11 protein-coding genes are annotated in these 11,760 nt (G+C 69.2%); all 11 read right to left on the bottom strand.

Going from position 1 to position 11,760, the window contains the following annotated elements; genetic code table 11:
• Positions 1 to 66: 66 nt before the first annotated feature.
• The gene (gene rpmA / locus ACFFJD_RS09600) at positions 67 to 330 is read right to left on the bottom strand and encodes a 50S ribosomal protein L27 (RefSeq protein WP_246995335.1); all 264 of its coding nucleotides are present in this window, start codon (positions 328 to 330) and stop codon (positions 67 to 69) included.
• 35 nt (positions 331 to 365) lie between these two features.
• Positions 366 to 677 (bottom strand): 50S ribosomal protein L21, encoded by a 312-nt coding sequence (gene rplU, locus ACFFJD_RS09595; RefSeq protein ID WP_382363503.1) that lies wholly within the window; start codon positions 675 to 677, stop codon positions 366 to 368.
• A gap of 193 nt (positions 678 to 870) precedes the next feature.
• Positions 871 to 4,035: a translation initiation factor IF-2 N-terminal domain-containing protein gene (locus ACFFJD_RS09590; protein ID WP_382363501.1), complete on the bottom strand. Its 3,165-nt coding sequence runs from the start codon at positions 4,033 to 4,035 to the stop codon at positions 871 to 873.
• 334 nt (positions 4,036 to 4,369) lie between these two features.
• Complete coding sequence (gene ndk, locus ACFFJD_RS09585) at positions 4,370 to 4,786, bottom strand: nucleoside-diphosphate kinase (RefSeq protein WP_382363499.1); 417 nt, start codon at positions 4,784 to 4,786, stop codon at positions 4,370 to 4,372.
• A 39-nt stretch (positions 4,787 to 4,825) separates the two neighbouring features.
• Positions 4,826 to 5,293 (bottom strand): hypothetical protein, encoded by a 468-nt coding sequence (locus ACFFJD_RS09580; protein WP_382363497.1) that lies wholly within the window; start codon positions 5,291 to 5,293, stop codon positions 4,826 to 4,828.
• Positions 5,294 to 5,328: 35 nt separating this feature from the next.
• Positions 5,329 to 5,724: a DUF4233 domain-containing protein gene (locus ACFFJD_RS09575; RefSeq protein ID WP_382363495.1), complete on the bottom strand. Its 396-nt coding sequence runs from the start codon at positions 5,722 to 5,724 to the stop codon at positions 5,329 to 5,331.
• Positions 5,721 to 7,124 carry a bifunctional tetrahydrofolate synthase/dihydrofolate synthase gene (folC, locus tag ACFFJD_RS09570; RefSeq protein WP_382363493.1) on the bottom strand — a complete coding sequence of 468 codons (1,404 nt, stop codon included), beginning with the start codon at positions 7,122 to 7,124 and terminating at the stop codon, positions 5,721 to 5,723. The genes ACFFJD_RS09575 and folC overlap by 4 nt, the downstream gene beginning before the upstream one ends.
• A complete protein-coding gene (locus ACFFJD_RS09565; RefSeq protein WP_382363491.1) occupies positions 7,121 to 9,775 on the bottom strand; it encodes a valine--tRNA ligase in 2,655 nt (884 codons plus the stop codon). Before ACFFJD_RS09565 ends, folC begins: the two co-directional genes overlap by 4 nt.
• Positions 9,776 to 9,831: 56 nt before the next feature.
• Positions 9,832 to 10,293, bottom strand: a complete 462-nt coding sequence (locus tag ACFFJD_RS09560; RefSeq protein ID WP_382363489.1) for a hypothetical protein — start codon at positions 10,291 to 10,293, stop codon at positions 9,832 to 9,834.
• A gap of 91 nt (positions 10,294 to 10,384) precedes the next feature.
• Positions 10,385 to 10,990 carry a molybdenum cofactor guanylyltransferase gene (locus tag ACFFJD_RS09555; protein WP_382363487.1) on the bottom strand — a complete coding sequence of 202 codons (606 nt, stop codon included), beginning with the start codon at positions 10,988 to 10,990 and terminating at the stop codon, positions 10,385 to 10,387.
• A gap of 55 nt (positions 10,991 to 11,045) precedes the next feature.
• Positions 11,046 to 11,690 (bottom strand): superoxide dismutase[Cu-Zn], encoded by a 645-nt coding sequence (gene sodC, locus ACFFJD_RS09550; protein WP_382363485.1) that lies wholly within the window; start codon positions 11,688 to 11,690, stop codon positions 11,046 to 11,048.
• Positions 11,691 to 11,760 lie beyond the last annotated feature (70 nt).

Raw genomic sequence — 11,760 nt, 5'->3', positions numbered from 1 at the left:
GGTCAGGGATCTCAGTGGACCCTGCCCCGCCCTCTCGGCTTCGAGCTTATGCGTGACGTCGCAGAATCAGACCGCAGCCGGTTCCGGGACGATGTTCACGGTCTTGCGGCCGCGCTTGGAGCCGAACTCCACCGCGCCCGCGGCGAGAGCGAACAGCGTGTCGTCGCCACCGCGACCCACGTTGACGCCCGGGTGGAACTTGGTACCGCGCTGGCGGACCAGGATCTCGCCCGCGCTGACCTGCTGGCCACCGAAGCGCTTGACGCCCAGTCGCTGGGCGTTGGAATCGCGACCGTTGCGCGTGCTGGACGCGCCCTTCTTACTTGCCATTGCTCAGACCTCCTGAAGATCTTCTACGACTGGTGTCAGTTGATGCCGGTGACCTTGAGGACCGTCAGCGGCTGACGGTGACCCTGGCGCTTGTGGTAGCCGGTCTTGTTCTTGAACTTGTGGATCCGGATCTTCGGGCCCTTGACGTGCTCGACGACCTCGGCGGTTGCCGAGATCTTGGCCAGCGCGTCGGCGTCGGTGGTGAGATTCGCACCGTCGACGACGAGCGCCACCGGCAGGTTGACCGAGCCACCGGGCTCGACCTCGATCTTCTCGACCTTCACGATGTCGCCCGCGGCGACCTTGTACTGCTTACCGCCGGTCTTGACGATGGCGTAGGTTGCCATTCCCGCTGTCCTCTTAACTCGTCTATCGGGCCGGGGCGCAGAGGCCTGCGTCCGGCGTTACCTCGTTGTTCTTGCGTCTCCGGCTTCATCCGGAGATCCCTCGATCGCTGCGCGCACAGGCGCGCCCGCCGATCGAAGGCGACCTGCCAAGGTTACGGCAGGAAGCTCAAGCAGGTCAAACCCGCCACGCCGACTATTCCTGCGGCGGCGAGCCTGCGGCCCGTCGTCCACTGCGGCGGCGCGGCCGTCGGACCACCTCCACCACCGGCTCCGCGGCCTGAGTCGCGGCTCCCGTGGTCACCGGCGCGTCCGTGGTGATCACCACGGGCTCGACCGGAGCGCTCGGCGCCGCGGCCCGTCGGGACCGACGACGTCGGGTCACCACCGGACCGACCGGCTCGGCCGGTGCCGACTGTTCCGCGGGCGCGGACTCGACGACCTCGACCGTCGCAGTCTCGACCGTCGCAGTCTCGACCGTCACAGTCTCCACCTCGACGGTGGCCGACTCGACGACCCGCTTCTCGCCTCGCTTCTGGGCGGGACGTCTCTGGGCGGGACGCCTTTCGGCGACAGGCTGCTTCTCGACAGGCTGCTTCTCGACAGGCTGCTTCTCGACAGGCTGCTTCTCGACAGGCTGTGCCTCGACGACCTTGTCCTCGGACACCGCCTCGTCGGTCGGCGTCTGCTCGTCCTCGTGGCCCTCGTGGTCCTCGAGGTGCGCCATCGACTTGAACAGCGGGTGCTCGGCGGCGGGCTTGTGCGCTGTCTTCGTCTCGGTCACGGGCTCCGGGGCACCGTCGGCCTTGTCCGAGCGCCGCTTGCTGCGCCGCGACCGTCGGCTGCCGCCGGACTCGCCGCGGTTGGCGTCCTCACCCGACCGCACCTCCACCGGGTTGGTGTGCACGATCAGACCGCGCCCGTGGCAGGTGGTGCAAGTAGTGGAGAACGCTTCGAGCAGACCGGTGCCGAGGCGCTTACGCGTCATCTGCACCAGGCCGAGCGAGGTGACCTCCGAAACCTGATGGCGGGTCCGGTCCCGGGCCAACGCCTCGGTGAGCCGACGCAGCACGAGGTCGCGATTGGACTCGAGGACCATGTCGATGAAGTCGACGACGATCATGCCGCCGATGTCGCGCAGACGCATCTGACGGACGATCTCCTCGGCCGCCTCCAGGTTGTTGCGCGTGACGGTCTCTTCGAGGTTGCCGCCGGCACCGGTAAACTTGCCGGTGTTGACGTCCACCACGGTCATCGCCTCGGTGTGCTCGATGATGAGCGTGCCGCCCGAGGGCAGCCACACCTTGCGATCGAGCGCCTTGGCCAGCTGCTCGTCGATCCGGTAGACACCGAAGGAATCGGTGCCCTGCGGGTTGTCCGTGGTGAACCGCGAGACACGCTCGGACAGATCCGGCGCGACGCGATCGACGTATCCGGACACCTGATCCCAGGCGCGGTCGCCCTCGACGACCAGCTTGGTGAAGTCCTCGTTGAACAGGTCGCGGACCACCCGAACCAGCAGGTCCGGCTCCTCGTACATCGCCCGGGTGGTTCCCGAACCCTTAGCCTGCTCAGCGGCGGCGGCCGCCTCGATGCCCTTCCACTGCTCTTCCAAGCGGGTGATGTCGGCACCGAGCTCCTCGGCACTGACGCCCTCGGATGCGGTGCGCACGATCACGCCGGCCTCGTCGGGCACCAGCTTGGTGAGGATCGACTTGAGACGCTTGCGCTCGGTGTCGGGCAGCTTGCGGCTGATTCCCGTCGAGGTGCCGCCGGGCACGTACACCAGGTAACGACCGGCGAGCGAGATCTGTGTGGTCAGTCGGGCACCCTTGTGACCGACCGGATCCTTGCTGACCTGCACCAGCACCGAGTCGCCGGGCTTGAGGGCCTGCTCGATCTTGCGGGAACCGCCGTTGAGACCGGCTGCTTCCCAGTTGACCTCACCCGCGTACAGCACACCGTTGCGACCGCGGCCGATGTCGACGAAGGCCGCCTCCATGCCGGGCAGCACGTTCTGCACGCGACCGAGGTAGATGTTGCCGACCATCGACTGCGAGGTCTCGGTGGTGACGAAGTGCTCCACGAGCACGCCGTCCTCGAGCACCGCCACCTGCGTGTAGTCCTCGGAGGGCAGGTGCGGGTCGGCGGCGGCCGCGGCGGGATCGACGTTGCGCTCGCGCACCACCATCACGCGCTCCACCGACTCCCGGCGAGCCAGGAACTCGGACTCGGTCAGGATCGGCGGACGACGACGGCCGGCATCGCGGCCGTCGCGGCGTCGCTGACGCTTGGCTTCCAGTCGCGTCGAGCCGGAGATGCCCTGAACCTCGTCGCGCTGGCGACGGGCCCGCGGCTCGCGCTCGTGCACCACGGTGTTCGGCGGATCGTCCGACGAGGCGCCGTCGTCGCTGTCGGAACCACCGTCGGATCCGCTGCGGCGACGCCGACGACGGCGCCGACGCTTGCTGCTCGGGGTGGTCGAATCGTCGTCGTCGGAGTCGTCTGCGTCGTCACCGGCACCGTCGTCGGACTGGGCCGCCTCGGAAGCCTCGTCCTGATTCGCCTGGTCGCCGGACTCGGCCTGACCGGCCGGAGCGCTCGCCGAGGCTTGGGTCTCGTCGGCGTCGGCTTCGGTGGCCGCCGTGTCGTCGGAGGCCTCGGAATCGGTGTGCTCGTTGTCGTCGCCTTCGGCGTCCGTGGCATCGCCGCGTCCACGCCCGCGCCCGCGACGTCCGCGCCGACGACGGCGCGCACGCTGCGATCCGGTGCCGCCGCCCTCGGAGCCGTCGGCATCACTGCTCTCGGCGTCGCTGCTGTCGGCGTCCGAGTCGTCGGCCTGGGTGCCGTCGGTATCGGCACTATCCGTGTCGGTGCTGTCCGTGCCGGTGCTGTCGGTGTCCGCGTCGCCGGCGGCCGTATCGGCGGTCTCGGTGACGGGCTGCGTCGGAGTCGCCTCCGGCTGAGTCGGCGTCGACGGCTCCACCGGAGCGCTCGGCGGCAGGAACAGCGGCGCGATCTCGGCGACGCCGGCTGCAGCGCTCGCCGGCTCTTCCACGACGATCGCGGAGAACAGCGACTCGGTGGCCGGCACCTCCGCGACCGCGGGTTCCGCGGTGGTCGGCTCCTCGGCCTCAGCGGCCGGTGCGGCCAGACGGTCGGCGACCGTCTGCGCCTGCTCGCCGCTGATCGACGAGGACGCCGAGCGTGCGGTGACGCCTAGTTCTTGCAAGTGCGTGAGCACTTCCCGACTGGTGACTCCCAGCATTCGGGCGAGTGCATGCACGCGGAGTCGTAGGGGAAAGGCTTCCGCCGAATTATCCGATGCATTCGCATCGGTCGACGACCCGTTATCTGTCACGTGGTCTCCTTGAGACCCCCGGGCGCGTCGACGATCAAACAACGACGACGCGGCCACGCGAGGGCCTGCGCTATGTGTGCGGCCGCAAGCGGCCGGGTGTTATGTGGTCTTCGCGTCCAGTCAGACGCCTTGCTTGTCTCGACAACAGTCAACGTCGGCGGCCGAATAAGCAGCCACTGCGCTACGCAGTCGAATCGGTGGATGCCAAAGTGTGACAGGCCCGACCAGACAAGTATCCCACACGTTCACCCGAATCCCGCACCCGACGCGATATCGGCACCCCGCGCCGCCGCGTCGTCGCGAAGGCCGGAAGGGAGGCTGACCAGGCGATCGGTCAGGAATTCAGTGCGGGAAACCAGAGTGCGATCTCGCGCGCGGCGGATTCGCTGGAATCCGATCCGTGCACGATGTTGAACTGAGTCTCCAGGGCGAAGTCTCCGCGGATAGTGCCCGGGGTCGCCTTCTCCACCGGGTCGGTACCGCCGGCCAGCTGACGGAAGGCCGCGATCGCGCGCTCACCCTCGGCCACCAGCGCGACGACCGGACCGGAGGTGATGAACTCCAGCAGGTCGTTGTAGAAGGGGCGCTCGGAGTGCTCGGCGTAGTGCGCGGCGGCCACTTCGGTCGGCACCTGGCGCAGTTCGAGAGCGGCGAGTGTCAGGCCCTTGCGCTCGATGCGGGCGATGACATCACCGATCAGGCCGCGTGCGACGCCGTCGGGCTTGATAAGAACGAGAGTCTGTTCAGTCACGAGGCAACACTCTAGTCGCCGCCTCGTCCGCCGTCGCGATCAGGAGGCGGGACAGTACTGCTTCTCCACCGACCAGATGCCGTAATCGAAGAGATTGCCGGCGTCGGACTGCAGGTCGATGATGATCTGCACGCAGGCACCCGGTGTGCGGACCGCGGCGTCGAGCTCCCGGTCGAACTGAGCGGCGAGCGCGTCGTTGGACGGGCGGTACTGCGGCGGCACCGGGAGGGACTTGACGACGCCGCCCGGCCGCTGATCGGCCAGCCACAGCGTGGCGCCGCGCGTGGCCAGGTAGGCGAAGGCCCCGGACGGAACGGGCATGGGCGCCGCGGGCACCACGGCCTCGTCGTGCTTGTCCGGATCATCGGTGTCGGTCACCAGCGGAGCGACGGGATCGACCGGGTCGGGTGCCGCGTGTACCGGCGCCGCGAGCAGACCGGCCGCCAAGACCGCCGCCGCTGTGCCGCCGACCAACCAGCGTGTTCCCCGCACCATGATTCCGCTCACCCGATCCCTTTCGTTACCGGCGAGTGTAATCGAAGTCAGAGCGGCTGTTGACCAGGCAACTGTCCGCGCTCGATGCGGCGCTCCACATCGCGCTTGACGTAGACGATGTAGATCCACACACAGGTGAAGACCACACCCACCACGGCGATCGACCAGTGGAACAGGCCGCCGAGAATCACCAGCACCTGCATGGCCAGATTCACCGGCAGGGCGTACGGCCGACGCTGCATGCCCGAGAGCACCACCAGCAGCAGGCAGACCAGCCCCAGATAGAGACCGGACGCCCAGGAGACGCCGCCGCCGAGGGTCGCGACCACCGGGAAGGTCAGGCCCACCACGATCGCCTCGAGGATCAGGACCGCGGCCATGATGCCGCGAAAACCCTTCCACGGATCGGTGGGCGGGGCGGAGAACTCGGGGCTGGTGGTCATGCGGGCTCCTTACCGAACAGCGTGCGACCGGCTCCGGCGGTGACCACCGAACCGGTGATCACCACGCCCGCGCCGGACAGATTCTCGTCCTCGCCCTCCTCGGCCAGACCGATGGCCGCGGCCACCGCATCGGGCAGGAAGGGCTCCACCACCACGCGATCCTCGCCGAAGACGGACTCGGCGATCTCGCCGAGGCGATCGGTGTCCACGGCGCGGGGCGATCCGTTGTGGGTGATCACCACGGTGTCCAGCACCGGTTCGAGTTCGGTGAGGAAACCGCGCGCGTCCTTGTCGCCGAGCATGCCGATCACACCGATCAGGCGGCGGAAGTCGAACTCCTCGGTCAGCGAGCGCGCCAGGGCGGCTCCGCCGTGCGGATTGTGGGCGGCGTCGACGAAGACGCTCGGCGCACTCCGGACCCGTTCCAGCCGTCCCGGGCTGGACACCGCCGCGAATCCGGCGCGCACGGCCTCCACATCGAGTTGCCGGTCGGCGCCGGCCCCGAAGAAGGCCTCCACCGCCGCGAGCGCGAGGGCCGCGTTCTCGGCCTGGTGCGCACCGTGCAGCGGTAGGAAGACATCCTCGTACACGCCGCCCAGGCCCTGCAGACGCAACAGCTGGCCGCCGACGGCGGTGGTCGCCTCGAGCACGGCGAACTCCGAATTCTGCCGCGCCACAATGGTTTCCGCTTCCACCGCGGCGCGCAGGAGCACGTCCATCGCCTCCGGCTGCTGCACACCGATCACCGTCACCGGGTCGTTGGGCACCAGCGCGTCGGCCTCGCCGGGCGAGATGATGCCTGCCTTCTCCCCCGCGATCGCGGTGAGCGTGTCGCCCAGATAGTCGGCGTGATCCAGCGCGATCGGGGTCAGGACCGCGACCGTCGCGTCGATCACGTTGGTCGCGTCCCAGCGTCCACCCATGCCGGTCTCGACGACGGCCACTTCCACCGGCGCCTCGGCGAAGGCCGCGTAGGCCATCGCGGTGAGCACCTCGAACTTGCTCATGCGCGGGCCGCCCGCGGCCGTCGACGAATCGTCGACCATGGTCAGGTACGGCTCGATGTCGCGGTAGGTGTCGACGAAGGTCTGCGCGCTGATCGGTTCACCGTCGACCGCGATGCGTTCGGTCACCGACTGCAGGTGCGGGCTGGTGACCCGGCCGGTGCGGCGACTGAACGCGCGCAGCAGCGAGTCGATCATCCGCGTCACCGACGTCTTGCCGTTGGTTCCGGCGATATGGATCGACGGGTAGGCGTGCTGAGGCTTGCCCAGCAGCTCCATCAGCGCCGTCATGCGGGTCAGCGACGGCTCGATCTTGGTCTCCGGCCACCGGGTGTCCAGTTCGGCGTCCACGGCGGCCAGTTCGGCGCGCTCGGAGGCCGAATCGCCCGAGGTCACCGGGCCTCCAGTTCCGCCAGCTTCGCGGACAGTCGGGCCACCTCGGCCTCGGCCAGCTCCTGACGCGCCCGGATCTTGGCGACCACCGCGTCCGGCGCCTTGGACAGGAACTGCTCGTTGCCGAGCTTGCCGGTGGTGCCGGCCAGCTCCTTCTCCGCGGCCGCCAGGTCCTTGGCGGCGCGCTTGCGTTCGGCCTCCACATCCACCTGGCCGGAGGTGTCGATCGCCACGGTCGGCATGCAACCGGACAGCCGCACCTCGATGGTGGCGGTGGCGGTGAAGTCGTCGTCGGCCGCGGTCAGTTTGGCGAGCGCATCCAGGTACGGCCGGGTGCCGTCGAGGTCGACGGACAGGTCGCTGACCTGCGCGGCCACCCGCTGCCCCGGATTGAGCCCCTGGTCGCTGCGGAAGCGGCGCACCTCGGTGATCAGCTTCTGCAGGTCCTCGATGGCGGTCGCGGCGGCGTCGTCGCGCGGCTCGCCGGACGGCTGCGGCCAGTCGGCCACGACCACCGACTCGCCACCGGTCAGCGCCTTCCACAGCACCTCGGTGACGAACGGCATCACCGGCGACAGCGCGCGCAGCAGCTTGTCCAGGACCGTGCCGAGCACCACCGCGGTGGTGGCCGCACCGTCGGCGCCGGCCTGGATCTGCACCTTGGCCAGCTCCAGGTACCAGTCGCACACCTCGTCCCACGCGAAGTGGTAGAGGGCCTCGCAGGCCTTGGCGAACTCGTAGGCTTCCAGCCCCTCGTCCACCTGGGCGAGCACCTCGTCGAGACGGCTCAGGATCCAGCGGTCGGCCACGGTGAGCTCCGCGCGCGGCGGCAGCTCCCCCACCCGCGCGCCGTTCATCATCGCGAACTTGGTGGCGTTGTAGAGCTTGGTGGCGAAGTTGCGCGCGCTCTGGGCGTTGGATTCGCCCACCGAGATGTCGCTGCCCGGGTTCGCGCCGCGGGCCAGCGTGAAGCGCAGCGCGTCGGCGCCGAACCGATCCACCCAGTCGAGCGGATCGATGCCGTTGCCCTTGGACTTGCTCATCTTGCTGCCGTGCTCGTCGCGGACCAGCCCGTGCAGGAAGACGTTCCCGAACGGCACCGTGGCCTGGCGGGGGCCCAGGCCGGCGTCGTCGAGGCCGCCGACGTAGGTGCCGAACATCATCATCCGGGCGACCCAGAAGAAGAGGATGTCGTACCCGGTGACCAGCACCGACGTCGGGTAGAACTTGTCCAGCTCGGCGGTCTGCTCGGGCCAGCCCATGGTGGAGAACGGCCACAGGCCCGACGAGAACCAGGTGTCCAGCACGTCGGGGTCCTGCACCCAGCCCTGCGGCGCCTGCTCGTCGGGACCGAAGCACCCGACCTCGCCGTCGGGGCCGTACCAGATCGGGATCCGGTGGCCCCACCACAGCTGGCGCGAAATGGTCCAGTCGTGCATGTTGTCGACCCAGTCGAACCAGCGGGGTTCCTGGCTCTTGGGGTGGATCACCGTCTCGCCGTTGCGGACCGCGTCACCGGCGGCCTTGGCCAGCGCCTTCACCTTGACCCACCACTGCAGGGAAAGGCGCGGCTCGATGCTCTCGCCGGAACGCTCGGAATGGCCGACGCTGTGCAGGTACGGACGCACCTCCTTGACGATGCGGCCCTGTTCGGCGAGGGCCTCGCGCACCTTGACCCGCGCCTCGAAACGGTCCATGCCGTCGAACCGGGTACCGGTGCCTTCCACGCGCCCGGCCTTGTCCATGATGGTCGGCATCGGCAGGCCGTGCCGCAGCCCCATCTCGAAGTCGTTCGGGTCGTGGGCCGGGGTGATCTTCACCGCGCCCGAACCGAATTCGGGGTCGACGTAGTCGTCGGCGATCACCGGAATGAGGCGATCCAGGAACGGGTGGGCCAGTTCGGTGCCGACCAGGTGCCGGTAGCGCTCGTCGTCGGGGTGCACCGCGATCGCGGTGTCACCGAGCATGGTCTCCATACGGGTGGTGGCGACAACGATGTGCGGCTCGTCGTCGTTCATCGAGCCGTAGCGGAAGGAGACCAGTTCGCCTTCGACCTCCTCGAACTTGACCTCGATGTCGCTGATCGCCGTCTGCAGCACCGGCGACCAGTTGACCAGGCGCTCGGCGCGGTAGATCAGCCCGTCGTCGTACATCTTCTTGAAGATGATCTGCACGGCCCGCGAGAGGCCCTCGTCCATGGTGAACCGGTCCCGACTCCAGTCCACGCCGTCGCCGATGCGCCGCATCTGCGCGGCGATGGTGCCGCCCGAGCGAGCCTTCCACTCCCAGACCTTCTCGATGAAGGCCTCGCGCCCGAGCTCTTCCTTGCTGGTCCCGGCCTCGAGGAGCTGGCGCGCCACGATGTTCTGCGTCGCGATGCCTGCGTGGTCCATGCCCGGCAGCCACAGCACCTCGAAGCCCTGCATGCGCTTGCGGCGGGTGAGGGTGTCCATCAGGGTGTGGTCCAGGGCGTGGCCCATGTGCAGCGAGCCGGTGACGTTCGGCGGCGGCAGCACGATCGAGTACCCGGGCTTGTCGCTGGTCGCATCGGCGGTGAAATACCCGGCCGCTACCCAGCCGTCGTACAGCGCTTCCTCATGCTCAGCGGGATTCCAGGCGGCAGGCAGCGGGTTACTCGCGTCAGGGGTGCTCACACGGTCATTCTAGGCAATGCCGTCGGGCTCGCTTCCATCGGCAGCGCCGCGCGGACTCAGCGCGGCACGTGGAATGCCGCGACGCCGGGGATCTGCCAGGGCCCGCCGCTCGTCACGATGGAAATGGTCCCGACGACCTGCCCCGCCCCGGTGTACAGGGTGGTCTTCAACGGCCCGCTGAACGGTCCGGTGCACGGCCGGACCGTGCCCGATCCGGTGCGCCCGGCGGTGACATTGGTGAAGTCGAACCGCACCAGGGTTCCGGCGGCCCCGCGTCCGCAGGCGGCGCCGCCCGGGGCACTGAGGGACACTTCGCCGAATCGCGCCGTGGTGTCGATCCGGATCGACGCGGCGTAGCCGCTCCAGTTGCCGAGCCCCATCGACAGGATGCCCTGCGCGGGCATCTGCTGCACGGGCAGTGCCGCGGCCTGCGCGGGCGCCGCCGCCAGGGTGACCGCGGCGGCGGCCATCACCCCGACTCCCGCCGACGCGACCCATCGCCTGCTGAGGATTGACATGGCCGACCTCCCATCGGTGACAGCCGGAGTGCTGCTACTGGGTGAATCGCCGCTACCGGGTCCCGGCGTTACCGCGCGGGAGCCGCCGCCCTCAGGCGCCGGCGCGCAGGCGGTGCAGGTCCTCGGGCGCATCGATGTTGGTGAGCCAGCGCGGATCGCTGACGCCCACCCGATGCGTGAGCACCGCGTCGAGCGCATTGGTCATCAGCAGCTCGCCCTGCTCGACGAGCGCCTCGAACACCGGCAACGCGCGCACACGGTAGATCCCGGCGAGCGGATGGTCGCGGCCGCCCTCGTGGGCGATCACCACGTCCGGCGAGCTGGTCAGCGCGCGCAGCAGTTCGTCCACCAGGTCGGCGTCCACCAGCGGCATGTCGGTGGCGCAGACGAAGGCCGCCGCCGCTCCGGCCTCCTTGGCCGCGGTCAGCGCGGCGACGATGCCGCCCAGCGGCCCGGTGCCGACCTGCTCGTCGGTGATCCATCGCAGCGGCGACTCGGCGCCCAGTTCCGCGTAGGCCTGCGACGAGGCCGGCGCGGCCACCAGCACCGGGTCGCAGCGGGTGCCGATCGCGTCGGCGATCACGTTCAGCATGGGACGGCCGTCCCATTCCAGGGCCGCCTTGTCTTGTCCCATCCGGCGGGAACGACCGCCCGCGAGAATGATTCCGGCCAGTCCGCGCTGCGTCTGCTCAGTCATGCTCGCCATTGTCCTGTACGGGGGCTCCGTGCAAGGGCGATCGACGGGATCGGTGCTACTGCGCGGAACCCGCCGAGATCACACCGCACGCCACCCGCGAACCGGCGTCACCGGTCGCCATGGTCTTGGCGTCGGGCCCGGGGGTGCCGTCGTTCTGCTTGTACCGCTCGGCCGGCACGTTCGCGAAATTGTCGCTGTCGGAATGGATCATGATCGACGTTCCGGAACCGGCTTCCAGGTCGGCGCGGGTGAACGAACTGGTGGTGGTCTCCAGCAACGCCGAACCGTCGTTGCGCACCTGCAGCGACGACAGGTCGCCGCTGGCCGGATGACCCGTGTGGCCGGGCGCCTGGAAGTGGCCGCCGGCGGAGAGGAAGTCGCCCGGCTCGCCGCCGTCCGGGGCCACCGAGTTCGGCTCGCACTTGCCCACCGAGTGCACATGCAGACCGTGGAAGCCCGGCGTCAGCTTGCCCGGCCCGGTGGTGCGCACCTCGACGGTCACGTAGCCGTTCTCGAACTCGAACTCGGCGGTGGCGATCTCCTCGCCCGCCGCGTTCTTCAGCGGCACCTTGATCTCATCGGCGTCGTCAGAGCTCCCGCACGCGGTCAGCGCGAACGCGGTGGCCGCCGCCACGACGAGACCGGCTGCGCTCCGGGCGGCATAACGACGGACGGCGGTACGGCGATGTGAGATTCCCATGCATCCCACCGTAGCGAAAAGCCGAACGCCCGGATCGTTACCGGTCCGGGCGTTCGATTCACAGCTGCGT

The organism is Gordonia phosphorivorans, assembly GCF_042432625.1.
In the GTDB taxonomy this organism is placed as follows: domain Bacteria; phylum Actinomycetota; class Actinomycetes; order Mycobacteriales; family Mycobacteriaceae; genus Gordonia; species Gordonia phosphorivorans.
This window is presented reverse-complemented; position numbering and strand designations above follow the sequence as displayed.

What these genes read in the sequence shown, in the direction of transcription:
- rpmA (WP_246995335.1), bottom strand. Translation starts at nt 330, where the DNA reads ATGGCAAGTAAGAAGGGCGCGTCCAGCACGCGCAACGGTCGCGATTCC.
- rplU (WP_382363503.1), bottom strand. Translation starts at nt 677, where the DNA reads ATGGCAACCTACGCCATCGTCAAGACCGGCGGTAAGCAGTACAAGGTC.
- ACFFJD_RS09575 (WP_382363495.1), bottom strand. Translation starts at nt 5,724, where the DNA reads ATGACCACCAGCCCCGAGTTCTCCGCCCCGCCCACCGATCCGTGGAAG.
- ACFFJD_RS09560 (WP_382363489.1), bottom strand. Translation starts at nt 10,293, where the DNA reads ATGTCAATCCTCAGCAGGCGATGGGTCGCGTCGGCGGGAGTCGGGGTG.
- ACFFJD_RS09555 (WP_382363487.1), bottom strand. Translation starts at nt 10,990, where the DNA reads ATGACTGAGCAGACGCAGCGCGGACTGGCCGGAATCATTCTCGCGGGC.
- sodC (WP_382363485.1), bottom strand. Translation starts at nt 11,690, where the DNA reads ATGGGAATCTCACATCGCCGTACCGCCGTCCGTCGTTATGCCGCCCGG.